At 68.5% G+C, this 25063-nt stretch carries 26 protein-coding genes and 1 pseudogene; 9 read left to right on the top strand and 18 right to left on the bottom strand.

What is annotated here, in order from left to right:
• Positions 1 to 9: 9 nt before the first annotated feature.
• Positions 10 to 1368, bottom strand: coding sequence for a Pup--protein ligase (gene pafA, locus JOE46_RS04545; protein WP_209926429.1), 1359 nt, complete (start codon positions 1366 to 1368; stop codon positions 10 to 12).
• Between the two features lie 87 nt (positions 1369 to 1455).
• Here pafA and JOE46_RS04540 point away from each other — a divergent pair, with 87 nt between their 5' ends.
• Complete coding sequence (locus JOE46_RS04540; protein ID WP_209926421.1) at positions 1456 to 2874, top strand: bifunctional phosphatase PAP2/diacylglycerol kinase family protein; 1419 nt, start codon at positions 1456 to 1458, stop codon at positions 2872 to 2874.
• Positions 2875 to 2891: 17 nt separating this feature from the next.
• On the opposite strand, the gene prcA is transcribed toward JOE46_RS04540, so the two are convergent.
• The 5 genes from prcA to JOE46_RS04515 all read right to left on the bottom strand — a co-directional run bounded on the left by prcA (position 2892) and on the right by JOE46_RS04515 (position 6945).
• Entirely contained in the window at positions 2892 to 3704 is an 813-nt protein-coding gene (gene prcA, locus JOE46_RS04535) for a proteasome subunit alpha (protein ID WP_097209758.1), read from the bottom strand.
• On the bottom strand, positions 3701 to 4579 hold the full coding sequence (gene prcB / locus JOE46_RS04530) for a proteasome subunit beta (protein ID WP_097209759.1): 879 nt from the start codon (positions 4577 to 4579) through the stop codon (positions 3701 to 3703). Before prcB ends, prcA begins: the two co-directional genes overlap by 4 nt.
• Positions 4576 to 4770: a ubiquitin-like protein Pup gene (locus JOE46_RS04525; protein WP_077041654.1), complete on the bottom strand. Its 195-nt coding sequence runs from the start codon at positions 4768 to 4770 to the stop codon at positions 4576 to 4578. The genes prcB and JOE46_RS04525 overlap by 4 nt, the downstream gene beginning before the upstream one ends.
• A 128-nt stretch (positions 4771 to 4898) precedes the next feature.
• A complete protein-coding gene (dop, locus tag JOE46_RS04520; protein WP_097209962.1) occupies positions 4899 to 6398 on the bottom strand; it encodes a depupylase/deamidase Dop in 1500 nt (499 codons plus the stop codon).
• A gap of 130 nt (positions 6399 to 6528) precedes the next feature.
• Complete coding sequence (locus JOE46_RS04515; protein ID WP_209926414.1) at positions 6529 to 6945, bottom strand: hypothetical protein; 417 nt, start codon at positions 6943 to 6945, stop codon at positions 6529 to 6531.
• Between the two features lie 423 nt (positions 6946 to 7368).
• Here JOE46_RS04515 and JOE46_RS04510 point away from each other — a divergent pair, with 423 nt between their 5' ends.
• Positions 7369 to 8631, top strand: coding sequence for a DUF418 domain-containing protein (locus JOE46_RS04510; protein ID WP_209926412.1), 1263 nt, complete (start codon positions 7369 to 7371; stop codon positions 8629 to 8631).
• On the opposite strand, the gene JOE46_RS04505 is transcribed toward JOE46_RS04510, so the two are convergent.
• Entirely contained in the window at positions 8545 to 8925 is a 381-nt protein-coding gene (locus JOE46_RS04505) for a nitroreductase family deazaflavin-dependent oxidoreductase (RefSeq protein ID WP_097209762.1), read from the bottom strand. The two genes, JOE46_RS04510 and JOE46_RS04505, sit on opposite strands and share 87 nt — an antisense overlap.
• A 35-nt stretch (positions 8926 to 8960) precedes the next feature.
• Here JOE46_RS04505 and JOE46_RS04500 point away from each other — a divergent pair, with 35 nt between their 5' ends.
• Positions 8961 to 9509 carry an NUDIX domain-containing protein gene (locus JOE46_RS04500; RefSeq protein ID WP_209926409.1) on the top strand — a complete coding sequence of 183 codons (549 nt, stop codon included), beginning with the start codon at positions 8961 to 8963 and terminating at the stop codon, positions 9507 to 9509.
• 79 nt (positions 9510 to 9588) lie between these two features.
• On the opposite strand, the gene arc is transcribed toward JOE46_RS04500, so the two are convergent.
• Complete coding sequence (gene arc / locus JOE46_RS04495; RefSeq protein ID WP_097209764.1) at positions 9589 to 11364, bottom strand: proteasome ATPase; 1776 nt, start codon at positions 11362 to 11364, stop codon at positions 9589 to 9591.
• A 185-nt stretch (positions 11365 to 11549) separates the two neighbouring features.
• Between arc and JOE46_RS04490 the strand changes: the two genes are divergently transcribed.
• A complete protein-coding gene (locus tag JOE46_RS04490) occupies positions 11550 to 12035 on the top strand; it encodes a nuclear transport factor 2 family protein (RefSeq protein ID WP_209926407.1) in 486 nt (161 codons plus the stop codon).
• 72 nt (positions 12036 to 12107) lie between these two features.
• On the opposite strand, the gene JOE46_RS04485 is transcribed toward JOE46_RS04490, so the two are convergent.
• On the bottom strand, positions 12108 to 12971 hold the full coding sequence (locus tag JOE46_RS04485) for a tRNA (adenine-N1)-methyltransferase (protein WP_209928956.1): 864 nt from the start codon (positions 12969 to 12971) through the stop codon (positions 12108 to 12110).
• A gap of 115 nt (positions 12972 to 13086) precedes the next feature.
• Here JOE46_RS04485 and JOE46_RS04480 point away from each other — a divergent pair, with 115 nt between their 5' ends.
• Complete coding sequence (locus JOE46_RS04480; protein ID WP_373560215.1) at positions 13087 to 13980, top strand: RecB family exonuclease; 894 nt, start codon at positions 13087 to 13089, stop codon at positions 13978 to 13980.
• Entirely contained in the window at positions 13977 to 14786 is an 810-nt protein-coding gene (locus JOE46_RS04475; protein WP_097209766.1) for a thioesterase family protein, read from the top strand. The genes JOE46_RS04480 and JOE46_RS04475 overlap by 4 nt, the downstream gene beginning before the upstream one ends.
• Positions 14787 to 14832: 46 nt before the next feature.
• Here JOE46_RS04475 and JOE46_RS04470 read toward each other — a convergent pair whose 3' ends face one another.
• The 4 genes and pseudogenes from JOE46_RS04470 to JOE46_RS04455 form a co-directional block, all read right to left on the bottom strand.
• Positions 14833 to 15351 (bottom strand): nuclear transport factor 2 family protein, encoded by a 519-nt coding sequence (locus JOE46_RS04470; protein WP_097209767.1) that lies wholly within the window; start codon positions 15349 to 15351, stop codon positions 14833 to 14835.
• Entirely contained in the window at positions 15348 to 16139 is a 792-nt protein-coding gene (locus JOE46_RS04465; RefSeq protein ID WP_097209768.1) for an SDR family oxidoreductase, read from the bottom strand. Before JOE46_RS04465 ends, JOE46_RS04470 begins: the two co-directional genes overlap by 4 nt.
• Positions 16140 to 16167: 28 nt before the next feature.
• Positions 16168 to 16353 carry a hypothetical protein gene (locus JOE46_RS04460; protein ID WP_307861252.1) on the bottom strand — a complete coding sequence of 62 codons (186 nt, stop codon included), beginning with the start codon at positions 16351 to 16353 and terminating at the stop codon, positions 16168 to 16170.
• A gap of 41 nt (positions 16354 to 16394) precedes the next feature.
• A pseudogene (locus JOE46_RS04455) lies at positions 16395 to 17567 on the bottom strand (Rieske 2Fe-2S domain-containing protein).
• 300 nt (positions 17568 to 17867) lie between these two features.
• Between JOE46_RS04455 and JOE46_RS04450 the strand changes: the two are divergent.
• The 3 genes from JOE46_RS04450 (at position 17868) to JOE46_RS04440 (ending at position 20259) form a co-directional block, all read left to right on the top strand.
• A complete protein-coding gene (locus tag JOE46_RS04450) occupies positions 17868 to 18542 on the top strand; it encodes an IclR family transcriptional regulator (protein WP_209926403.1) in 675 nt (224 codons plus the stop codon).
• An 86-nt stretch (positions 18543 to 18628) separates the two neighbouring features.
• Positions 18629 to 19144, top strand: a complete 516-nt coding sequence (locus JOE46_RS04445) for a nuclear transport factor 2 family protein (protein WP_209926402.1) — start codon at positions 18629 to 18631, stop codon at positions 19142 to 19144.
• Between the two features lie 17 nt (positions 19145 to 19161).
• Complete coding sequence (locus JOE46_RS04440; RefSeq protein WP_209928954.1) at positions 19162 to 20259, top strand: NADH:flavin oxidoreductase; 1098 nt, start codon at positions 19162 to 19164, stop codon at positions 20257 to 20259.
• 79 nt (positions 20260 to 20338) lie between these two features.
• Here JOE46_RS04440 and hisG read toward each other — a convergent pair whose 3' ends face one another.
• The 5 genes from hisG to JOE46_RS04420 all read right to left on the bottom strand — a co-directional run bounded on the left by hisG (position 20339) and on the right by JOE46_RS04420 (position 25056).
• Positions 20339 to 21190 carry an ATP phosphoribosyltransferase gene (hisG, locus tag JOE46_RS04435; protein ID WP_077041634.1) on the bottom strand — a complete coding sequence of 284 codons (852 nt, stop codon included), beginning with the start codon at positions 21188 to 21190 and terminating at the stop codon, positions 20339 to 20341.
• A gap of 67 nt (positions 21191 to 21257) precedes the next feature.
• Positions 21258 to 21521, bottom strand: a complete 264-nt coding sequence (locus JOE46_RS04430) for a phosphoribosyl-ATP diphosphatase (protein WP_027501839.1) — start codon at positions 21519 to 21521, stop codon at positions 21258 to 21260.
• 102 nt (positions 21522 to 21623) lie between these two features.
• The gene (locus JOE46_RS04425) at positions 21624 to 23270 is read right to left on the bottom strand and encodes an ABC transporter ATP-binding protein (protein WP_307861251.1); all 1647 of its coding nucleotides are present in this window, start codon (positions 23268 to 23270) and stop codon (positions 21624 to 21626) included.
• Positions 23267 to 24112: an ABC transporter permease gene (locus tag JOE46_RS26270; RefSeq protein ID WP_245220927.1), complete on the bottom strand. Its 846-nt coding sequence runs from the start codon at positions 24110 to 24112 to the stop codon at positions 23267 to 23269. The genes JOE46_RS04425 and JOE46_RS26270 overlap by 4 nt, the downstream gene beginning before the upstream one ends.
• Positions 24109 to 25056: an ABC transporter permease gene (locus JOE46_RS04420; RefSeq protein ID WP_209926400.1), complete on the bottom strand. Its 948-nt coding sequence runs from the start codon at positions 25054 to 25056 to the stop codon at positions 24109 to 24111. Before JOE46_RS04420 ends, JOE46_RS26270 begins: the two co-directional genes overlap by 4 nt.
• Positions 25057 to 25063: the final 7 nt, after the last annotated feature.

The raw sequence follows: 25063 nt of genomic DNA, 5'->3' as shown, positions 1-25063 counted from the left end.
GCCCGGCACTCACATCGAAGCGATGAGGCGTTCGACGCGCTCATCGACCGACCGGAACGGGTCCTTGCACAGCACCGTCCGCTGCGCCTGGTCGTTGAGCTTGAGGTGCACCCAGTCCACGGTGAAATCCCGGCCGGCATCCTGGGCGGCTGAGATGAACTCGCCGCGCAGCTTGGCCCTGGTCGTCTGCGGCGGTGTGTTGACCGCCTCGTCGATCTGCTCGTCCTCGGTGACACGCTTGGCCAGCCCCTTGCGCTGGAGCAGGTCGAAGACGCCGCGGCCGCGCTTGATGTCGTGGTACGCCAGGTCGAGCTGGGCGATCTTCGGATCGGACAGTTCGAGGTTGTGCTTGTCCTGGTAGCGCTGGAACAGCTTGCGCTTGATCACCCAGTCGATCTCGGTGTCGACCTTCGCGAAGTCCTGGGACTCGACGGCGTCGAGGGTGCGGCCCCACAGCTCGACCACCTGGTCGACCTGCGGATCGTGCGCCCTGGTCTTGAGATGCTCCACCGCGCGGGCGTGGTACTCGCGCTGGATGTCGAGCGCGCTGGCCTGACGGCCCCCGGCCAGCCGGACGGGGCGCTTACCGGTCATGTCGTGGCTGACCTCGCGGATCGCCCGGATCGGATTGTCGAGCGCGAAGTCGCGGAACGAGACCCCGGCCTCGATCATCTCCAGCACCAGCGCCGCCGTGCCCACCTTGAGCATGGTGGTGGTCTCCGACATGTTCGAGTCGCCGACGATCACGTGCAGGCGCCGGTACTTCTCCGCGTCCGCGTGCGGTTCGTCGCGGGTGTTGATGATCGGCCGGGAGCGGGTGGTGGCCGACGAGACACCCTCCCAGATGTGTTCCGCCCGCTGCGAGAGGCAGAACGTCGCCGCCTTGGGCGTCTGCAGAACCTTGCCCGCGCCGCAGATCAGCTGACGGGTGACCAGGAACGGCAGCAGCACGTCGGAGATCCGCGAGAACTCGCCCGCCCGCACCACGAGGAAGTTCTCGTGGCAGCCGTACGAGTTGCCCGCCGAATCGGTGTTGTTCTTGAACAGATAGATGTCCCCGCCGATGCCCTCCTCGGCGAGCCGCTCCTCCGCGTCGATCAGCAGATCCTCGAGCACCCGCTCGCCCGCCCGGTCGTGGGTGACCAGCTGGGCCAGGCTGTCGCACTCTGCGGTGGCGTACTCGGGGTGCGATCCCACGTCGAGATAGAGGCGGGCGCCGTTGCGAAGGAAGACGTTGGAGCTGCGGCCCCAGGACACCACGCGACGGAACAGGTAGCGGGCCACCTCGTCGGGGCTCAGCCTCCTGTGGCCGTGAAAGGTGCACGTAACACCGAACTCGGTCTCAATGCCCATGATTCGTCGCTCCACACTCTGACAGTACAGCGCCGGGAGCCCCCTGGACCGGCTCACCGCATACATACCTCCGCGGCGTTTCGCGCCGTCTACTCTGAACGGATGACCACGTCGGAGCGGGTCCTGCCCATGGCGCCGCTCGCGTCTGACCGCGGCCTCAGGGCGCTCAGCCGAGCTGCCGATCACGGCGTGCTGTGGTTCGGGATCAGCGCCGCATTGTTCACGATCGGCGGCAGGCCCAGGCGTGCGGCGGTGCGCGGTCTGCTCTCGCTCGGCGGTGCGAGCGCGCTCACGAACGCCGTGCTCAAACCGATACTCCCCCGCAGACGCCCGCCCGTGGGGTGGGTGGCCGAGCACCGGCAGGCGCGGCGGGTCCCGACCTCCTCGTCGTTCCCGTCCGGCCACTCGGCGTCCGCCGCCGCCTACGTGACCGGCGTTGCCCTCGAATCGCCCGCCACTGCCGCGCTGCTCGCCCCGGTGGCCGCCGCGGTCGCCTACTCACGGGTCCACATCGGCGTGCACTGGCCGTCCGATGTGGTCGTGGGTGCCGCCGTCGGCGGGGGCATCGCCCTCTCGACCCGTCGCTGGTGGGCCGTGCGGACCGAGGAACCGGCCACGCTTGGGCCGACGGTGGCGGCGCCCGAGATGCCGAACGGTGCCGGCTTGCTCGTCCTCGTCAACCCCGGATCGGGGACGGCCGACGACGATCCGGCCGCCGAGCTGTCCGAGCTACTGCCGGAGGCGACGCTCGTCGAGGCGGATCCGGACACCGATCTCGAAACCCAGCTCGACGACGCGATCGCGAGGGTGCGGCCGCGGGCGCTCGGCGTGTGCGGCGGCGACGGCACCGTGGTGGCCGCGGCGGCTGCCGCGATCCGGAACGATCTCGTGTTTGCGGTGTTCCCCGGTGGCACCCTCAACCACTTCGCAAGGGACACCGGGGTCGAGGACATCGAGGCCACCAGGGAGGCCGTTGCGGAGGGTCGGGCGACACGGCTGGACGTCGCGGAGGTCAGTGCGGACGGGCAGGACCCGATGATGTTCGTCAACACCGCGAGCCTCGGTGGCTACCCGGACGCGGTCCGGCTGCGTGAACGCTGGGAGCACCGGGTGGGCAAGTGGCCCGCGGCCGCCGCCGCGATGGTCCGGGTCCTCGCGCAGGCGCAGCCCCTCGAGGTGTCCATGGACGGCCGACGGATCGCGGTGTGGATGCTCTTCGTCGGTAACGGTCGCTACTCGCCGTCCGATCAGGTCCCGATGTCGCGGCCGGAGCTGCACAACGGCCTACTCGACGTCCGTTCCCTGCGGGCCGACCGGCCCTGGTCGCGGACCCGCCTGTTGTGGGCCGCCGCGACCGGCACCCTCGGCGGCTCGGCCGAGTACGAGCGCACCATGGTCGCCGACCTGGACGTGCGGGTACACGGTGAGGCCATCTCGCTCGCCACCGACGGCGAGGTGGTCGGGAAGGGAAACCGCTTCCGGTTCACCAGTAGGCCGCTGGCGTTACGGCTCTACCGGTGACGTACCGGTAGAGCCGGTCAGGCCTTGTCGGTCCCGTTCTCGCCGGACCCGGTGCCCTCGCCGCTCTCGGGGGTGGCCTCGGGTTCCTTCGCCGAGTCCGATCCACCGACCATGTTGGCGGGCAGGAATCCGGCCAGCGCCGCGCCGGTGATCCGCTTGAAAGCCCGCCGCGGTCGGGTCTGATCGAGGACCGCGACCTCCAGAGCCTCGACCCCGATGGCGCGGGGTTCGGCCTCGCCGTTCCCCGGCAGCGCCGTTCCGACTCGCAGCGCGTTCACCGCGACCTCGACCGCGGGCCCCAGCTCGAGGTCCGGCTGGTAGGACGCCTTGAGGGCGGTGCTGATCGGTTCGGTCGCGCCGCCCATCACCACGAACTGCTGCTCGTCGACGATCGATCCGTCATAGGTGATGCGGTAGAGCTGCGCGTGCTTCGGCTGCTCGACGCGGCCCACCTCGGCGACGCAGATCTCCACCTCGTACGGCTTCGGCTGCTCGGTGAAGATGGTGCCGAGCGTCTGTGCGTAGGCATTCGCCAGCGAGCGGCCGGTGACGTCGCGGCGGTCGTACGAGTAGCCGCGCATGTCGGCGTGCACGATGCCCGCCCGTCGCAGGTTCTCGAACTCGTTGTACTTGCCAACGGCGGCGAACCCGAGCCGGTCGTACAGCTCGCTCACCTTGTGCAGCGCGGTCGACGGGTTCTCCGCGACGAACAGCACGCCCTGCGCGTAGGTCAGCACGATGACGCTGCGGCCCCTGGCGATTCCCTTGCGAGCCAGCTCCGAGCGATCCCGCATGATCTGCTCGGCGGAGGCGTAATACGGCAATGTCATGCGTTCTCCCCCGCTTCCTCGGTGCGCTCGGTGATGACCGCCTTGGCGAGCGCGGACGTCCGCTCCTGGGGAACCGTGACGGCGCCCGCCGAGGTGATCACCACGGCGGTCGGGTAGATGCCCCTGCTGACGTCGGGGCCGCCGGTGGCCGAGTCGTCGTCCGCGGCGTCGTAGAGGGATTCGATGGCGGCCCGCAGCGCGTGCTCCTCGTCCGCCCTCGGATCGAACAGCTTCTTGAGGGCGGACTTCGCGAACAGCGATCCGGAACCGACCGCGTGGTACCCGGCCCGCTCCTCGTAGCGTCCGCCGACCACGTCGTAGGACACGATCCGGCCGGCCTTCTCGGGCGTGGCCGAGTCCAGGTCGAAGCCGATGAGCAGCGGCACCACCGCGAGTCCCTGCATCGCCGCGGGGAGATTGCCGCGCACCATCGACGAGAGCCGGTTGGCCTTACCGTCGAATGTCAGCGGAACGCCCTCGATCTTCTCGTAGTGCTCGAGTTCGACGGCGAACAACCGCACCAACTCGATCGCCACGCCCGCGGTGCCCGCGATCCCGGCAGCCGAGTAGTCGTCGGTGACATACACCTTCTCCACGTCCCGGCTGGCGATCAGGTTCCCCATTGTCGCCCGGCGATCACCGGCGATCAGTACGCCACCGGCAAAGGTCAACGCGACGATCGTGGTGCCGTGCGGAGCGATGTCCGCAGCATCCATCGAGCCACCCCTTCCGGCGCGCTGACGACCGAGGTCGATCCGGTTCTCCGGCAACAGTTCCGGCGCATGCTTGCGGAGATGATCGGAGAACGAGGACAGCTGTGAACCGAAGTGCAGTCGCTCGCCCCCCGCCACGGACCGCTGATGATCCGCCGTCACTGGCCACCCTTTTGCACGTACGCGCGCACGAAGTCCTCGGCGTTCTCCTCGAGAACGTCGTCGATCTCGTCGAGGAGGTCGTCGGTGTCCTCGGCGAGCTTCTCCCGACGTTCCTGTCCCGCGGCACCGTCGCCGATCGGGGCATCGTCGTCGTCGCCACCGCCACTGCGCTTGGTCTGCTCCTGCGCCATAGCCGCCGACCTCCTCTTAGCTCTTGCACAATTACCGGCACAACCAGTGTGCGCTCGTGCACGGACCCCTACCCTACCGAGTGCGAGGCACCCTGAGGTGGTGGACGAGCGTGTCGCGTGCGCGCGTCTCAGCTGGTGAGCTGATCGACCAGGTCAGCGGCGGAATCCACCGACTCCAGCAGTTTGCCGACGTGCGCCTTGCTGCCGCGCAACGGCTCGAGGGTGGGAATGCGGACGAGGGAGTCGCCGCCCAGGTCGAAGATGACGGAGTCCCAACTGGCCGCGGCGATGTCGGCCCCGAACCTGCGCAGGCACTCGCCGCGGAAGTACGCCCTGGTGTCCGTTGGCGGGTTGCTGATCGCGTCCAGCACCTGCTGCTCGGTGACGAGCCGTTCCATCGAGCCACGCGCGACCAGGCGGTTGTACAGCCCCTTGTCGAGGCGCACGTCCGAGTACTGCAGGTCCAGCATGTGCAGCTTGGGTGCGGACCAGGACAGGCCCTCCCGCTGACGGAAGCCCTCGAACAGCCGGAGCTTCGCGACCCAGTCCAACAGGTGTGCGCATTCCATCGGGTCCCGCTCGAGCATGTCGAGGACGGTGGCCCACTTGTCGAGCAGGTCCGCCACCCGCGGATCGTCGTTGCCCTGGCGTTCGGCGAACGCCGCGCACCGCTCGTGGTAGATCCGCTGCAGCGCAAGACCTGTCAGCTCACGCCCGTCCGCGAGCGCGACGGTCTGTCGCAGCGTCGGATCGTGACTGATCAGGTGCACGGCGGTGACGGGGCGCGCGAGCTGCAGATCGGACAGGTCAACGCCCGCCTCGATCAGGTCCAGGACCAGCGCGGTGGTGCCGACCTTGAGGTAGGTGGACCACTCCGCGAGGTTCGCATCGCCGATGATCACGTGCAGGCGCCGGTACTTGTCGGCATCGGCGTGCGGCTCGTCGCGGGTGTTGATGATGCCGCGCTTGAGCGTGGTCTCGAGCCCGACCTCGACCTCGATGTAGTCCGCGCGCTGCGACAGCTGGAACCCGGACTCGTCGCCGGACTGGCCGACGCCGACCCGCCCGGATCCGCAGATCACCTGCCGGGAGGCGAAGAACGGCGTCAGTCCGGCGATGATCGCCGAGAACGGGGTCTCCCTGGAGCAGAGGTAGTTCTCGTGGGTTCCGTAGGACGCGCCCTTGCCGTCGACGTTGTTCTTGTACAGCTGGAGCCGCGGGGCACCGGGAACACTGGACGCGTGCCGGGCGGCAGCCTCCATGACCCGCTCCCCCGCCTTGTCCCAGATGACGGCGTCCAGTGGATCGGTGCACTCGGGTGCGGAGTACTCGGGGTGCGCGTGATCGACGTACAGCCGGGCGCCGTTGGTGAGGATCATGTTCGCCGCGCCGACCTCGTCGGCATCGATCACCGGCGCCGGACCGCTGAAGCGGCCCAGATCGAATCCGCGGGCGTCGCGCAGCGGCGATTCCACCTCGTAGTCCCAGCGGGTGCGCTTGGCGCGCGGCACACCGGCCGCCGCCGCGTAGGCCAGTACCGCCTGGGTCGAGGTCAGGATGGGGTTCGCGGTCGGTTCCGTCGGGGAGGAAATCCCGTACTCGACCTCGATACCGATGATGCGCTGCATGCCCACGAGCCTAGATCGTCGACCCGCTCGCCCCTTCGACCGTTCCCCATTGGCGGTGCCGTGGCGCCGCCAGGCGGTCCCGCGCTGCCATTCGTGGTCCGCATGCAGTGCCACGAAGAATCGGTTGAGACTACAGCTCCACCGATGCGACCGTTCCCGGTTCGGGTCCTAGCTGCACCACCACGGTTCCTGTTGAATCCCAGACTCCCGAGCCGCCGCAGGTCTGGGCGTAACCACCACCCGTCGGCCCGGCGAATCCTGCAAACGCGACCGGTAGGTCGTATGCGGTCGCGATCCGCTGCGCCCGTGTATCGAGTTCAGCGAGCTCGTCGGGTGCATGGACAAGACCCGCGACGTACAGATCGATGCCGAGGGCCGCGGTGCGATCGAGGTGATGCTCGATTCTCGTGTCCTTGCACACCCCGATGCCCACCCGCCTGCCCCTCACCTCGATACAGGCCGGCGCGTGACCGGCGTCGAAATGTCTTGCCTCCTCCTGGCCGAGAGACATCTTGAGGTAGGCCAAGGCGACTCCGTCTCCCGACACGGCGAGCACTCGGATGCCCCGGCAGCACGCTTCACCGCCGCCGCGTGTGCGGCAACGTTGCCAGAGAGGTCGCCGAGCACGGTCGTCGGCTGCGCAACCGCAACCCGGATCTTGCGCGCGGTCGTTCACACGCGGCTGGTTCGACCCAGCCCAGAGTTCGTTCGCTCTGCAGTCCTGCCGACGTCGCCCGGTCCTCGCCAACCATCCTCGAATCGAATCACAGCCGACCCACCCCACCCTCGATGCTTGCCCTAGATGGTTCGCCGACCGACTTCGCCGTGTTCGGCTTAAACGCCGATAAGCTGCGTTATGACATTATCCCAGGAAAGAGCGCTGCAAGATCTGGCGTGAAAGCTCGAAATCATCCTTCGGATCATCCCTTTGGCGGATCCCCTCACCGCAGATTCCCGGCACCTTGGTGCCATGGCCGAGCCCACTCCCCGCTACCCCAGCCTCGACGTACTGCGCGGCATCGCGATCCTCGGAACGTTGGCGACCAACATCTGGATCTTCACCAATCCGGAGGGACTGGTCGGCTACCTGAACGGCACCGCGGCCGCCGCGGGCGGCTGGGGGTGGGTCGAGAAGGTGCTCCAGCAGCTCGCGCAGGGCAAGTTCCTCGGCCTGCTCACGCTGATGTTCGGGATCGGGCTCGCCATCCAGCAGCGCTCCGCCCTCCGTGCGGGCAGGCCCTGGCCCGGGAAGTACCCGTGGCGGGCGGCGCTGCTGTTCGTGGACGGCGTCGTGCACTACCTGCTCGTCGTCGAGTTCGACGTGCTGATGGGGTACGCCGTCACCGGCCTGGTGGTCGCGTTCGTGCTGGCGAGTAGCGAACGCGCGCAGCGCCGTTGGATGATCTGGGCCGCGGTGATCCATCTGGTGCTGCTCACGCTCGGCGCCCTCGCATTCGCTGCCCAGCCTCCGCGCCCCGATCCCCCACCGCTCGACCCGAACCCGTACGCGGACGGCTCGTGGTGGGACCTCGTGCTCTTCCGGATCGACAACACGGTGGCATTCCGGATCGAGCCGGTGTTCATCTTCGCGCTGTCGATCGCGTTGTTCCTGCTCGGCGCCAGGCTGTTTCGGGCGGGGGTCCTGGCACCCGCCGGGTCCGGGCTCCGTCGCCGCCTGATGATCCTCGGGCTCGGGATCGCGTTGCCCATCGACCTCGCGACGGGGATGCTCGGCGGCGATGCCGGCCTGCTGGTTGCCCGGTACGGGACCGCGCCGCTCGTCTCGCTGGGTTTGCTCGCGCTGGTCGCCGAGTTCTATTGCCGCCGCCCCCGTGTCGGCACAGTCGGGGTCAGGCTCGCCGATGTCGGGCGGATGGCGCTGAGCTCCTACGTCCTCCAGAACCTGCTCGCGTCGGCGCTCTGCTACGGCTGGGGCCTCGGCGTCGCGGCACGCCTCTCCCCCGACGCCCGGGTACCCGCGACCGTCGCGATCTATCTCGGCGTCGCCGCGGCGGTGATCGCCGCCGCACACCTGTGGCTCCGCCGGTTCCAGCGTGGCCCGGTCGAATGGCTGTGGCACCGAAGCTATCTCCTGCTGGCCGGGGATGGCCGCGTCGGGCGATCCGGCGCAGGAACACCGACGACGTCAGTGGTCGATCCGGCATTGGAGGTAGGTGTCGGCACCGACTCGGCGGAGCACCAGGCGGACTCCGCGGGGCGCCCAGTTCGCTGACGGATCGGTGACCAGGCGGGGATCGGTCAGCGAGACCAGCCGGCCGCGGGTCGTGATGTCGACATGCCCGGCCGCCACCACGTTCCGCACCCAGTCGCTGTCCGGACCGTAGGTCAGTGCGAAGCGGTAGCCGTCGCCGCGCCGGAACACATTGACCGGTGTCCGGTACAGGCGGCCGGACCGCCGTCCGCGGTGCAGCACGATGGCGCAGCCGGGCAACCAGCCGGCAACAAGCCTGCTGACGCGATTGGTGACCACCTTGTTGAACTCGGCGAGCCTTCGCGGAAGGGGCACGTGGTCAGCCTATCGCCACGTGGAACGATGGACGCATGGATCAGCGCCCATCGTCGCCGTCGGGCGACCCCGCCGCGCCGGATGAGGTGGTGGCGGTCTACGACACCGCAGGCGCGGTCATCGGCACGGCCCCACGATCGCGGGTGTACGCGGAGGGCCTGTGGCACGCCAGCGCGGGGGTACTGCTGCGGTCGATGGACGGCAGCAGGGTCTACGTGCACCGCCGCTCCCTCGACAAGGCGGTCTTCGCAGGCATGCACGATTGCGTCGCGGGCGGGGTGGTAGATCCCGGTGAGAGTCCTGGCGAGACCGCGGTCCGCGAGCTCGCCGAGGAACTCGGCGTCACCGGCGTCGAGCTGTCGCCCATCGCCCAGGTCAGGTGGGACGGCCGGTGGGACGGTAAACCGTTGCGATGCCACCTGTTTGCCTTCGAGGGGCGCTATGACGGCCCCATCAGTCACCAGGCGAGCGAAATCGTCGACGGTTGGTGGTGGACCGACGCGGAACTGCGCGCCCACCTCGCCGACCCGGCGTGGGCATTCGTCCCCGATACCAGGGCGCTGCTCGCCGGCTACTTCGCCTGAGCCAACCGCGCGAGGCGTTGCAACAACGAGAGAGGGCCGGGCACCCGAGGAACGAGTGCCCGACCCTGTTGTCGTCGCGCTACAGGTACTGGCCGGTGTTGGACTCTGTGTCGATGGCGCGGCTGGCACTGGCGTTCTTGCCGGTGACCAGCGTGCGGATGTACACGATCCGCTCGCCCTTCTTGCCCGAGATGCGTGCCCAGTCATCGGGATTGGTGGTGTTGGGCAGGTCCTCGTTCTCGGAGAACTCGTCGACGATCGAGTCGAAGAGGTGCTGCACCCGAAGTCCGGGCGCCCCCGTATCGAGCACCGACTTGATGGCGTACTTCTTCGACCGGTCGACGATGTTCTGGATCATCGCGCCCGAGTTGAAGTCCTTGAAGTACAGGACCTCCTTGTCGCCGTTCGCATATGTCACCTCGAGGAATCGGTTGTCGTCACTCTCGGCGTACATCCGGTCCACGACCCGCTCGATCATGGTCTTGATGCAGGCCGCCCGGTCCCCGCCGAACTCGGCCAGATCGTCGGCGTTGACCGGCAGGTGCTCGGTCAGGTACTTCGAGAAGATGTCCTGCGCCGATTCCGCGTCCGGACGCTCGATCTTGATCTTCACATCGAGTCGGCCGGGCCGAAGGATCGCGGGGTCGATCATGTCCTCGCGGTTCGACGCACCGATGACGATGACGTTCTCGAGTCCCTCGACGCCGTCGATCTCGCTGAGCAGCTGCGGGACGACAGTGGTCTCGACGTCGGAGGACACGCCCGACCCGCGGGTGCGGAAGATCGAGTCCATCTCGTCGAAGAACACGATCACCGGGGTGCCCTCGGAGGCCTTCTCGCGGGCCCGCTGGAAGATCATCCGGATGTGCCGCTCGGTCTCGCCGACGAACTTGTTCAGGAGCTCAGGGCCCTTGATGTTCAGGAAGTAGGACTTGGCGTCCTTGGCATCCTGGCCCCTGGCCTCGGCGATCTTCTTCGCCAGCGAGTTGGCGACGGCCTTGGCGATGAGCGTCTTGCCGCAGCCGGGAGGGCCGTACAGCAGCACGCCCTTCGGCGGCCGCAGCGCGTACTCGTGAAACAGGTCCTTGTGCAGGAACGGCAACTCGACGGCGTCGCGGATCTGCTCGATCTGCCGCCCAAGGCCACCGATGTCGCCGTAGTCGACGTCGGGCACCTCCTCGAGCACGAGGTCCTCGACCTCCGCCTTGGGGATGCGCTCGAAGGCATAGCCCGCCTTCGAATCGACCAGCAGGGAATCCCCCGGCCGCAGCTTGCGCGACGGCGAATCGATGTCCTCGTCGTCGGGATGGATCGTCGCGTCGGACGCGGCCAACGCGAGCGGATGCGCGAGCCAGACCACGCGCTCCTCGTCGGCGTGACCGACCACAAGGGCCCGTTCGCCGTCATCGAGGATCTCGCGCAGGCTGCAGATCTCCCCGACCCGTTCGAAGGCCCCGGCCTCGACGATGGTCAGCGCCTCGTTGAGCCGAACCGTCTGACCGGGTCGGAGCGTCTCGGTGTCGATGTTCGGCGAGCACGTCAGTCGCATCTTGCGACCGGAGGTGAACACGTCGACCGTCTGATCCTCGTGAGTGGAGATGAGCACGCCGTAACCGCTCGGCGGCTGACCGAGACGGTCGACCTCCTCGCGAAGCGCGATCAACTGCTGACGGGCTTCCTTGAGCGTGTCCATCAGTTTGGAGTTTCGGATCGACAGTGAGTCGACACGGGACTCGAGCTCTCGTACCTGCTCGGGCGACTGGGCGAGCTGGCGGCGAAGACCAGCGGCTTCCAGGCGTAGCGCCTCGAGCTCGGCCCGGGCGGCGAACGAGTCCGGATTCTCTGTTGCGCTCATGTGCGACTCCTCCCAGTGACGATCTATCAACGCTACAGCCGCCGTACCAAAACTGCGGACCGACAGGCGGACACGGACCGTAGGCGTCGCACAGTGTGGGACGGCGAGCCGCCTCACCCGCACCATCTCTGATGTTAGCCTTACCTGACTAATTGGCACCGTAGCCAACGAGAAAGGCCCAACTCGTGATCATTCGCAAGTCCCTCATCGCCGTCGGAACCATCGCACTGGCCGTAGGAGTCGCCTCCTGCAGCTCGGACGACTCGTCCAGCGCGTCGGACACCAGCACCTCCGCCGCGTCGACCAGCACCGGCACCAGCGCCGCGGCCGCCGCGGCCCCGAGCGCCGCCGAGCTGCAGGCCACCCTCGTGACCTTCTTCGACCCGGCCGTCGGCACCACCGAGAAGGCCGCGCTGGTCGAGGACGGCACCAGCCAGGCGGCGGTGCTCGAGCAGTTCAACGGGGTGCTCCAGGGCTACCCGCTCACCGCCGAGGTGACCAAGGTGACCGCGGTCGACGACGACACGGTATCGGCCACCACGACCATCGCGGGCCCGCACGGCGGCGCCGCATCCGAGGTCGTCTTCGATCAGGTCGACGGCAAGTGGGTCATCTCCGAGGACGCCGCGTGCACCATCTTCTCGATGGGCAAGCTCACCTGCGTGAAGTAGCGGCTCCGCCGCCCGTGAGTGGTTCCGGTCCCCATGGGGTCCAGAAGTGCTCACGGGCGCGAAGCGCCTGCTCTAGACCTTCTTGTCCTTGCCGGCGCGGCGCTGCGGCTTCGGGGTGACGGTTCCCTCGGCCAGCTTGCGCGCGCTGACCAGGAATGCGGTGTGCCCCTGCATCCGGTGTTCCGGACGCACGGCGAGGCCGACGACGTGCCACCCGCGCACGATCGACTCCCAGGACCGCGGCTCGGTCCAGCACTCCTGCTCACGCAGCGCCTCGACCACCCGCGACAGCTGGGTCACCGTCGCGACGTAGACGATGAGCACGCCGCCGGGCACCAGCGCCTTCGACACCGCGGGCAGCGTCTCCCACGGCGCGAGCATGTCCAGGATCACCCGGTCCACCGGGCCGCCGTTCGCCTCGGCGTCGAAGTCCGCCAGGTCCGCGACCGTGAGCTCCCAGTTGTCGGGGCGGCCGCCGAAGAAGGTCTCGACGTTGCGGACCGCGTGCTCGGCGTGATCGTCGCGCACCTCGTACGAGATGACCTTGCCCTCGGGCCCGACCGCCCGCAGCAGCGAACAGGTCAGCGCACCCGAACCGGCTCCGGCCTCGAGCACCCGCGCCCCGGGGAACACGTCGCCCTCGTGCACGATCTGCGCGGCATCCTTCGGGTAGATCACCTGCGCGCCGCGGGGCATGGACAGCACGTAGTCGACGAGCAGCGGCCGCAGCGCCAGGTACGGGGTCCCGTTGGTGGAGGTGACGACGCTGCCCTCGGGGACGCCGATCAGGTCGTTGTGCACGATCCCGCCGCGATGGGTGTGGAACTCCTTGCCCGCCTCGAGGACCACCGTGTACTTGCGCGCCTTCGCGTCGGTGAGCTGAACGCGGTCGCCCTCCCGAAACGGTCCGGTCGGTCGCTTCTCGCGTGCGCTCACGTCTTGCCCAGCCACGACTCAGATCTCCTCGTATTCAGCATTCCCGGCGACCCACGCGCCGGCCCCGACAGCGGTGTCGGACCCGCCGCATACCCTGCCAGGTGTGAGCTCTCCCGTGTCGACGCCCCCTGCCGAGTCCTCCGCCGCCGCCGCCGACACAGGGACCGAGCGCCCTCGCTCACGGCCCGCCCTGTCCCCCTCCCGCGCGGGCGACTTCAAGCAGTGCCCGCTGCTGTACCGCTTCCGCGCGGTCGACCGGATCCCGGAGGCGCCGTCCAAGGCGCAGCTGAAGGGCACGCTGGTGCACGCGGCACTGGAGTCGCTGTACGGCCTGCCCGCCCAGGAGCGGGTCCCCGACCGCGCGGTGTCCCTGGTCGACCCGGCGTGGGAACACCTGCTCGCCGAATCCCCCGACGTCGCCGAGACCGTCCCCGCCGAGGAGCGGGCCGCGTTCCTCGACGAGGCCCGCACGCTGATCGAGGGCTACTACAAGCTCGAGGACCCCACCCGCTTCGAGCCGGAGTCCTGCGAGCTGCGAGTCGAGACCGAACTCGACAACGGGGTGCTGCTGCGCGGCTTCGTGGACCGGATCGACGTCGCGCCCACCGGTGAGGTCCGCGTCGTCGACTACAAGACCGGCCGCGCGCCGCGCGAGATGACCGAATCCAAGGCGCTGTTCCAGATGAAGTTCTACGCGCTGGTGCTGCTGCGCACCCGCGGGATCGTGCCCGCACAGCTACGGCTGATCTACCTCACCGACGGCGAAATCCTCACCTACGCACCGGACGAGGCCGAGTTGCTGCGATTCGAGCGGACCCTGTCCGCGATCTGGAAGGCGATCCTCGCCGCGGGCCAGACGGGTGACTTCCGACCGAAGCCGGGGCGCCTGTGCAGCTGGTGCGATCATAAGGTGCGCTGCCCCGAGTTCGGTGGCACGCCGCCGCCCTATCCGGGGTGGCCAGAGAGCCCGGCAGATGAAGTGCAGAAGTTCGAGGAGATCGTCGAGTGAGTGACCAGGCCTACTACATCCCGCTGGGACGAGACGCCAACGGCACCGAACGCTTTGCCAGCACCGCGCTGACGGAGAGCACCTGGGGAAACACCATGCAGCACGGCGCTCCCCCGTCGGCTCTGCTGGTGCGCGCGCTGGAACGATGCGCACCACGCGAGGACGCCCGACTCACCCGGGTGGTCATCGAGATCCTCGGCCCGGTACCGATTTCCGAGATCGAGGTCCGGTCCTGGGTCGAGCGTCCCGGCAAGCGGGTGGAGCTGGTGGTCGCCGAGCTCTGGGCCACCAGCCCGGACGGCACCTCCCGCGCCGCGGCCCGCGGCACCGGCTGGCGCATGCAGACCGCCGACTCTTCTGCCGTCGCGCACGCCTGCGACCCCGCACTGGCCCCGCGGTCGCAGGCCCACGAGACGGCGCTGGAGGGCCCGTTCTGGGACACCGGGTTCGTCACCAGCCTCGAGTGGATGTGGCTGTCCGACATCGGCTGCGAGGGTCCGGGGCAGATGTGGGCGCGCCCGAATGCCGTTCTCGTGGAGGGCGAACCGCTCTCCCCCGTCCAGCGGTTGTTCGTGGTGGCCGATGTCGCGAACGGGGTCGGCACCAAGCTGGACCCGGCCGAGTGGACCTTCCTCAACACCGACCTGACGGTGCACCTGTTCCGGGTGCCAGAGGACGAGTGGGTCGGCATCGCCGCGGAGACTTCCTACGGCCCGGACGGGGTCGGGATGTGCGCGGGCGTACTGCACGACGAGTCGGGGCCGGTCGGCCGGATCAATCAGACAGTGCAGGTTCGGGCGAGATAACGGTGAGACGGGCGGCCGCGCACCCCGGTGCGCGGCCGCCCGTGCGCTATCGCGGGACTGAGTCCCCCTGCCGAAAGGCACTCGCGAGGATCGCTCGTGAACCCTTCTGCCCGTCGAGGATTCGGCTGGTCCGCGTCGTGACCCGCCACCCGTCCTTGGTGCGGATCAGCTCCCACCTGTTAGCCGTGACCCGGCTCACCTGATAGCCGCTCCCATCGGGCTGTCGGAGAATCAGCTGCGTGTGACACACCGCCACGGCCGTGTCGCCGTCGACGGTGATGTGTGCCGGACTCATGATGTGTCCGCATCCTTGCTGGATGAAGCCCTGGTGCGGGTGGGTCCGGACCATGTCCTCGATCGCCCGTCGGCCGGCCATCCGCCCGGTGTCGACGTCGTAGACGCCGTCCTCGATCCAGAGGCCGCCGACCACATCGTCGAGGCCGCTGTCCACGCTCGGGCCGTAGGAGTACATGAGTCGCATGATCGCGTTGTGGTCCTCGAGTATCCCAAGGCGTTGCTCGAGGACGAGCAACCGACGCTCGAAACCCGGATCTGTCTCGGTCATCGGCGCCCCATCATCGCGCGGGCCTCGGCGGACGCTGCCCTGACGATCTCGGCGCGGGGGAAGCCGGCACGGCCGGCGGCCAGCTCGTAGTTGCCGCCCGCGACCCAGATCGGTCCATCGGCGAGGTGGTCGAGACCCTCGCGCGCGACCGCATAGGGATCTGAGGCGTTGAGACCGGGTAGATCGAAATCGAGGCCGGCTCGTTCCATGGCGGGCGTCCGGGTGACGCCGAGGACGAGTTCGAGCACATCGACGCCGTGCTCGGCCATCTCGAGCCAGAGTCCCTCGGCGAAGACGCGGCTGAATGCCTTTGCCGCCGCGTAGATGCTCATGTGTTCCGCGCCGACGAAACCGGCCAGCGAGCCGAGCAGGATGATGCCACCGCGGCCGCGTTCGCGCATCGGTGCGCCGAAGACCTGGGAGAGCTCCAGTTGGCGGTCGATGTTGAGCGTGAGGACCTTTCGGCAGGCGTCGAGGTCGCCGGTGACGAACTCGTGGCCGTAGGTGTTGGCACCGGCATTGAAGATCAGCAGTCCCACGTCGAGATCCGCGGTGGTCTCTCGGATCCGTTCGACGGCATCCGCCGCCAGGAGGTCGACGGCGAGGGTGCGCACCTCGACTCCGTGAGCTCGCGCCTTGGCCGCGGTCTCCTCGAGGGGGCCGGGTTTGCGGGCGAGCAGCACGAGGTTCAGTCCGGCCTCTGCCAGTTCCTCGGCGAACCCGGCACCGACGCCCTCCGAACCGCCTGCGATGACAGCCCATGGGCCGTACTTGTCTTTGTCGATCATCGTTGTCTCGATTCCTTTGGGTCGGTTGTCAGTCGGGGACGGGGATGCGTCCGTCCACGGCGGCCGCGACGATGGATTCACGCAGTGCGGGGCAGCGCCCCACTCGGACCCCGCGCCGCGTCAGTGTCGGGTCGTCCCGGTACTCGTCGCAGACGGTGTCGGGGCGGGCGGTGCTCCACTGGACGGTGGTGTGCTGCCAGCTGTTCTTCTCCACGAGAACCTGGACTCCGCAACGCGCACAATCGATGTGCCGCATCAGACCGACAACTTCGCGGCATCACGCCGGGCGAGGTTGTCGGCGACTTCCTGCTTCCACACCTCGACCGGCCTTGTGGTGTCGAGCTCGAACTCGAAGCGGTCAACCATCTCCGGCTTGACGTCCGCGACGTCGACGTAGAACTGCTCGTACCAACGGCGCAGCTGGTAGACCGGGCCGTCCTCGTTGGTGAGCAGCGGGTTGTCGATCCGGGTCTTGTTCTTCCAGATCTCGATGTCCTGCTCGAAGCCGACACCGATGTAGCCGATCATCGCGTCGACCAGTTGGTCGGCGATCTCCGCCGGGATCTGCTCGGTCTTCTTCACGGAGATGCCGTACATCAGCACGAATTGGTTCGGTGAGATCGGGTAGTGGCAGTTGATCAGGACGGACTCGACGTCGTACTTGTCGTAGTGGTAGACGAGGTCGTCGATCATGAACGACGGCCCGTGGTAGGCCGCGATCGAGCCGTGGCCGACCAGCTTCGGGACATCGGGGTCGGTCCACTCGGTGATGTCCTCGCGGCCGACGCCCTCGTACTCCTGGATCGCGACGTGTCCCTCGAAGATGTTCTTGAAGTACGTCGGGAACGAGTAGTGCACGTAGAAGAAGTGCGCCATGTCGACGACGTTGTCGATGATCTCGCGGCAGTTGGTGTCGATGACGATCGACTTCCACACCCAGTCGGTCCACTCCGTGCCCTCGGGGCACATCTGCGGGATCGTCACGTCCGCGGGCGGCGGGTTGCCCTCCGGGTCGTTCCAGACGAACAGCAGCTCGTCCTACTCCATGATCTCCCAGGCGCGGGTGCGGGCCAGCGGCGGGACGCGGCGGGCGTAGGGGATGCCGGTGCACTTGCCGTTGCCGCCCCAGCGCCAGTCGTGGAACGGGCAGGCGATCGAATCGCCCTTGACCGTGCCCTGGCTCAGGTCGCCGCCCATGTGCCTGCAGAAGGCGTCGAGGATCTTGATCTCGCCGTTGCTGTCGGCGAACACGACGAGCTTGGTCCCGAAGGCCTCGATGGAGTGCGGCTTCCCGTCGCGGAACTCCTCCGCCAGCCCCAGGCAGTGCCAGCCACGTGCGAAGCGAGCGGGCGGCGTGCCCTCGTCGATGATGCGAACCTCATCGGATTCCTCGATGTCCACAGCGGGTCCTCTCGTTTGTCTCGGCATTCACAGGGTCGGCCGCGGCGGGGTCGATGTGATCACGGTCACCGCGTGAGGTGACCTTCTCAGCCCGGCGAACCTGCCTCAATTCGCGCACCCGCTGACCGGAATAGACGCAGGTCAGTCGTGTCGGGCAGCTCCAGTGCCGCCGGCACCGCACTGCTGGCCGTCCGCCTCCCCCTGGTCATCCCACTGAACGGACGACCCCATGGCGTCGCACCGCTCCCCACGGTGGGATTGTCAGTGCCTGCGCACGCCCGGAGGTCCGTCGGCGATGCCGCGAAGGTCGCACGGGAGGAGATGACAATGTCGGGCGGAGACAGCTCGAAAGCGAGCGTGCCCACCTCCACGCTCGATCGACTCTCCCTGGTCCTGGACACCTTCCGGAGCGCGCAGCGGCTCAGCCTGACGGAGGTGTCCCGCGGAACCTGCATACCCCGGACGAGCACGCTCAGGATGCTCGAGCAGTTGGTGAGGATGGGGTGGCTCCGCCGCAGGGGTGCCGAGTACGAACTCGGGGACACGCTCGCCGAACTCGGGGCGCTGTCGCTGTACCGGGACAGTGTCGACCGGGTGGTGACACCGCTGCTACGCGAACTGCACCTGGTGACGGGCCACGTCGTCCATCTGGGTGTTCTCGACGGCAAGGACGTGCTCTACCTCGAGAAGGTCGGTGGTTCCGCGGCGCCCCACCTGCGGACACGGGTCGGGACACGCATACCCGCGCGATCGTCGACAATCGGCAAGGCGCTGCTCGCGTCGGCACCACGGCCCGGCGTCTCGTTCGGTACCTGTGTCACCGGGTTCGGTTGCATCGGAGCGCGTGTCGGATCACTGGGCGGTGCCGAGGTCGGCCTGTCGGTCAGCGGACCGATGGACCGGTTGAAGTTCGACCAACGGCATGCGGCACCCGTGCGGATGGCGGCGGCGGCGATCGCGCACTACTTCGACCTCACCGGAGCGGGTTGGCCGCGGGCCTGACCCGGCCTCCCCGCCCTGACCTGGCCTGAGTCCGCTGATCGGAAACGAGAATTGCCCGCGCGCCGGCTCCCTGACAGCGTGTTGCCATGAACTCCGAGCTCACACTGACCGCCCCCGAACAACTCCTGGCGATCGAGCAGATCAAGCGCATCTTCGCGGCCCGGCTGCGGTGCATGGACAACAAGCAGTGGGACGTCTACCCGACGCTGCACACCGACGACGTGGTCTCCGAGACGTGGGGCGGCCTGCCCGGAGACAAGCAGCCACAGACCGAGGGCACCTCGAACCGCGTCGTGGGCAAGGACAAACTGACCCGCGCGATCAGCACCCTCCTCGGCGGATCGACCGCGGTGACCACCGTGCACCACGGCCACACCCCGGAGATCGAGTTGACCTCCGACGACACCGCCCGCGGGATCTGGGCGATGGAGGACAAGCTGTGGTGGACCAACGGCGACCACGAGGAGCACCTCCACGGCTACGGGCACTACCACGAGGAGTACCGAAAGGTGAACGGCCGCTGGCTGATCAGCTATCGAAAGCTCACCCGGCTGCGTGAGGACGTCACCGAGGGTTTCTTCGACTACCTGCAGGCGCTGTGAACCCGCTCTTCGCCCCGATGCAGATCCGGTCGCTGGCGCTGCCGAACCGGATCGTCATGTCCCCCATGACACGAGAGCACTCCCCTGCCGGGGTCCCCGGCCCGGAGGTGGCCGCCTACTATCGGCGGCGCGCCGAGGGCGGTACCGGCCTGCTGATCACCGAGGGCGTGGCGATCGACCATCCGACGGCCGTCGACAGCACCAGAGTCCCCCGCCTGCACGGAGAATCGGCACTGGCGGGGTGGCGCACCGTAGTCGACGAGGTCCACGCGGCAGGCGGCAGGATCATTCCCCAGCTGTGGCACGTCGGCCCGCTGTGGGGCGCGATGCGCGCGGTGGATCCGGCACTGACGCCGATGCGCCCCTCCGGGCTGTGGGGGCGGGTCGGCAAGACCGTCTACCCGGAGGACTACCTCGCGCGGGCGAGCGTTCCCACCCAGGCGATGACCGAGCGCGACATCGCGGACGTCATCGACGGTTACGTGCGGTCGGCGCGCAATGCGGTCGACGTCGGGTTCGACGGGATCGCGATCCACGCCGGGCACGGTTACCTGCTGGACGCCTTCCTGTGGGAGTCGACGAACCAGCGAAACGATCACTGGGGCGGTGACCTGCAACGACGTACGGAGTTCCCGGCGGAGGTGGTGCGGGCGATCCGGCGCGAGATCGGTCCCGACCTGCCGATCTTCTACCGGTTCTCGCAACACAAGCAGCAGGACTACGCGGCGCGGATCGCGGACACCCCCGACGAACTCGCCGTCGTCCTGAACGCGCTGGTCGAGGCAGGCGTGGACGTGCTCGACGCGAGCATCCGCCGGTTCGACGCCCCCGCGTTCGAGGGCAGCGCGCTGACCCTGGCCGGCTGGGCGAAGAAGCTGACCGGCGCGGTCAGCATGGCGGTGGGTAGCGTGGGGCTCGACAAGTCGCTTCGCGATGCAGGCACGCCGAGGCCCGCGGATCTCGACGGGCTCCTCCGCAGGCTCGAGGACGAGGAGTTCGACCTCGTCGCCATCGGACGACTACACCTGGCCGATCCGGCCCTCGCGACGATCCTCCGCGACGGCGGGCCCGTCCCGGCGTTCGACCGCAACTTGCACGAGCGCCGGCTGTACTGACCACGGAACGTCGACGGCCCCGGTCACACCTGAGGTGTGACCGGGGCCGTTCGAGGTTGTCGGCGCAGATACCGCCGCGTCAGAAGGCCCGGCAGGACCTGATGTCGGACGCCAGGATCGCCTTGGCGCCGATCTCGGCGAGCTGATCCATCACGTCGTTGCTGACCTTGCGCGGCACCAGCGCGCGGATCGCGACCCACGCCTCGTCGGCAAGCGGCGAGATCGTCGGCGACTCCAGGCCGGGGGTGATCCGCAGCGCTTCGTCGAGCAGGCCGCGCGGGCAGTCGTAGTCGAGCATCAGGTACTGCTGCGCGAAGACGACGCCCTGCACGCGGGCGATCAGCTGATTGCGCGCCTTGTCGGTTCCGTCCGAGCCCTCGCGCTGGATCAGCACCCCCTCGGAGTCGCAGAGGGATTCACCGAAGGCCACCAGGTTGTGCTGGCGCAGTGTGCGGCCGGAACCGACGACATCGGCGATGGCGTCCGCGACGCCGAGCTGGATCGAGATCTCCACGGCGCCGTCCAGACGGATGACGGTCGCCTCGATGCCGCGGGCGGCGAGGTCCCTGCGGACCAGGTTCGGGTACGAGGTCGCGATCCGCAGGCCTGCCAGGTCGGCGGGCGACCAGTCCTTGCCCGCGGGGGCCGCATAGCGGAAGCTCGAACGACCGAACCCGAGCGACAGCCGCTCGGAGACCGGGGCGCCGGAGTCGAGGGCGAGGTCACGACCGGTGATGCCGAGGTCGAGTTCGCCGGACCCGACGTAGATCGCGATGTCCTTGGGACGGAGGAAGAAGAACTCGACCTGGTTCGCCGGATCGAGGACGGTCAGGTCGCGGGAGTCGGTACGGCGGCGGTAGCCGGCCTCGTCGAGGATCTCGGCGGCGGACTCGGACAGCGAGCCCTTGTTCGGTACTGCGACGCGCAGCATGGGGTGTTCCTTCCGGAAATGGCGAGAAAGTGGCCAGAGGACGTGCGGAGTCGGTGCGGAGCGCGACTCACAGATGTCGGTAGACGTCCTCGAGCTTGAGGCCACGACCGACCATCAACACCTGCACCCAATAGAGCAGCTGCGAGATCTCCTCGGACAGCGACTCGTCACTCTCGTGCTCGGCGGCGATCCACACCTCACCCGCCTCCTCGAGCACCTTCTTGCCCTGCGCATGGACGCCCGCGTCCAACGCGGCCACGGTGCCGGAGCCCTCGGGACGGGTGGCGGCACGGTCGGTCAGCTCGGCGAACAGCGAATCGAAGGTCTTCACGGGTCACGATTCTTTCACGGACGAGCCGGGACTCCCCACCGCCCCGCCACAACCCGCCCCCAGTGTTGTTTCGAGCGACCTGCAAGCAGTCGCTACGGGGGATCAGAGTTCCGGCAGGACCAGTTTCGGAGCGCTCGCGATGAGCGTTCGGGTGTACTCCTCCCGCGGCCGCTCGTACACGTCCTCGGTCGGTCCGCACTCCACGATCCGGCCCCGATGCATCACCGCGACCACGTCGCACACGTGCCGAACCACGGCCAGATCGTGCGAGACGAACAGCAACGTCAGCCCGTACTCGTCGACCAGTTCGGCCAGCAGGTCGAGGACCTGAGCGCGGACCGAGACGTCGAGCGCGCTGACCGGCTCGTCCGCCACCAGGATCTTCGGCTTGGTGATCAGTGCGCGGGCGATCGAGATGCGTTGACGTTGACCGCCGGAGAACTGGTGCGGGTACCGGTGTGCCATCGCCGGTTCGAGCCCGACGGCGGTGAGCATCTGGGCGACGGCCTCGGCCGAGCCCGCGCGCGTGTCGAGCGGCTCGGACACCACGTCGCCGACCTTCATCCGCGGGTCCAGCGAACCCATCGGATCCTGGAAGACGATGGAGACATCGCGCCGGAACTGCCGCAGCTCCCGTTCCCGTGCCCCGACGATCTCCTGCCCGTCCACCACGATCGAACCCGCCGTCGGTGTGTCGAGGGCACACAGCAACCGGATCAGCGTGGACTTGCCCGATCCCGATTCGCCGACCACGCCGAACCGCCGGCCGCGACCGATGTCGAACGACGCGTCGGCCAGTGCGTGCACCGGCACCGCGCGACGCCACAGCGTGGACCGCGACCCCCGGTAGGTGCGGCCGAGCCCCCGCACGGACACCAGCGGCTCGGCCTGTTCATTCGACACCGGCGCGGCAACCGTTGGCTCCCCCGGCCCCGATCCCGCCGCCACCGTCCCGCCGAGCGTCGACCCGCTCAGGTCCGACGCCTCGAGCAGGGCGCGGGTGTAAGGGTGCTGCGGAGCCCCGAACACCCGCTCGATCGGTCCGGACTCGAGGATCGACCCGTCCCGCATCACCAGCACCCGGTCGCACAGCGCGGAGACCACCGCCAGGTCATGGGTGATGAACAGCAACGCGGTGTCGTGCTCGCGGACCGTGGTGTCGATCAGGTCGAGGATCTGCGCCTGCACGGTCACGTCGAGAGCGGTGGACGGCTCGTCGCAGATCAGCACCCGAGGGCGGTTCGCCATCGCGATGGCGATCAGGACCCGCTGTCGCTGCCCACCGGACAGTTCGTGCGGATAGGACCGCGCGATACGCGCCGGGTCGGGGAGGTTGACCGCGGCGAGCTGCGCGAGCGCCGCCTCCCGCCGCTCGCCGCGGCTCAGCGCGCCGTCGTGGAGCTCGATCACCTCGGCGACCTGCCTGCCCACCTTCATCAACGGGTTCAGCGCCGTGATCGGCTCCTGGAAGACCATCCCCAGGTCGTCTCCCCGCAGGGAGGTCAGCAACCGCTCCGGAGCACCGACGAGATTCGCGGCGACTCCGTCGAGGGCGATCGAACCCGTCGCCGACAGCTGGTCCGGCAGCAGCCCCATCAGGCTCAGCGCCGTCAGCGATTTGCCCGACCCGGATTCGCCGATCAGCCCCAGCCGTTCGCCCCGCTTCAGGGTGAACCCGATGCCGTCCAGCAGGGTGCGACCGCCCGCGCAGACGGTGAGGTCAGAGACCTCGACCAGCGGGCCCGTCACTGCCGCACCGTCTTCGGGTCGAATCGATCGCGCAGCCCGTCGCCGAGCAGGTTGAACCCGAGCACGGTCAGCGCGATCGCCAGGCCGGGCCACAGCATCACCGCGGGCTGCAGGTACAGGTACGGCTGCGACTCCTGCAGCATCCGGCCCCATGACGGGGTCGGCGGCGGGGTCCCGAAGCCCAGATAGGAGAGCGCTGCCTCGGCCAGTACGGCGATCGCGAAGGTCACCGACGCCTGCACGATCAGCGCGCTGGAGATGTTGGGCAGCACGTGCCGCAGCGCGATCCGCAACGGGCTCTTGCCCGCCGCCCGCGCCGCCAGCACGTAGTCCTTGGCCATCACCTGTCTGGTGCCGCCGCGGGCGACGCGAGCAAAGGCGGGCGCGGTCCCGACGCCGAGTGCAGTCATCGCCGTCACCGTCGACCCGCCCCAGACCGCGGCGAAGACGATGGCCAGCAGCAACGCGGGGAACGCCAGCAGTACGTCGTTGCCACGCATCAGGATCTCGTCCGACACACCGGGGCGCATACCGGCGGCCACCCCGATCGGGATGCCGATCGACGCAGCGATGGCCACGGCCACGACGCCGACCAGCAGCGTCGTCCTGGCACCCACGAGGAGCGAGCTGAAGATGTCCCGGCCGAAATCATCGGTACCCAGCCAGTGTTTGGCGCTCGGATGCAGCAGCCGCGCACCGGAGTCGACCACGGTCGGGTCGTAGGGCGTCCAGACGAAGGAGAGCAGCGCGGCAAGCACCACCGCGGCAACCAGTCCGACACCCAGGGCCAGCGTGCCCGTCCACCGAACCCGATTCATGCCCAGCTCCGCATGCTGTGTCATGCCGCGCTCCGCATGCGGGGATCGATCGCGGTGTAGAGCAGGTCAACCACGAGATTGAGCAGCAGCACCATCAACACCAGCACCATCACGATGGACTGCACCTCCGCCATGTCCCGCTGACTGACCTTGTCCAGCAACAGACTGCCGAGCCCGGGCACCACGAAGACCCGCTCGACGACCACAGCCCCGATCAGCAGCGTGGCCAGCTGGAGTCCTGCGACGGTGACCACCGGCACGGCGGCGTTGCGCAACCCGTGCCGCAGCAGCGCTCCCGTCCGGGTCAGGCCCTTGGCCCGCGCCGTCCGCAGGTAGTCCGCCCCCAGCTCGTCGAGCACGGCGGAACGGACATACCGCGTCAGCACCGAGCCCTGGACGAGTCCCAGTGCCAAAGCGGGCAACGTCAGATAGCTGAGGAACCCGCCGATCCCCTCGATCGGCGCCTGCCAACCGCTCGACGGCAACCAGCCCAGCTCGACGGCGAACACGGTGACCAACAGCACGCCGGCCAGGAACGCCGGGATCGCGATGCCCACCTGGCTGAGCCCGCCGATCAGCACTCCGTCGGGGCTGCTGCGCCGGACTGCCGCCAGGACCCCGAGCGGGATCGCGACGACCAGCGCGACCACCATGGCCGCACCGACGACCCAGAGCGTGACCTGCAGCCGATCGAAGATCTCCGGTCCGACCGGCTGCCTGGTCAGGTAGGACTCGCCCATGTCGCCGTGCAGCATGCCCCACACCCAATTGCCGTAGCGCACATGGGCAGGCGCGTCGAGGCCCATCGCGGTCCGCTCCCTGGCCACCTCCTCGGCCGTGGCCTGCACCCCCAGTGCGATCCGTGCCGGATCGCCGGGGAGCACCGACAGCAACGCGAACACGAGCACCGATGCGGATGCCGCGGTGAGCGAGAAGATGCCGAGCCGCCTGATCAATTGAATCGCCATCACGCCG

The sequence above is a fragment of the Rhodococcus sp. PvR099 genome (genome assembly GCF_017833315.1).
In the GTDB taxonomy this organism is placed as follows: Bacteria; Actinomycetota; Actinomycetes; order Mycobacteriales; family Mycobacteriaceae; genus Rhodococcus_G; species Rhodococcus_G oryzae.
This window is presented reverse-complemented; position numbering and strand designations above follow the sequence as displayed.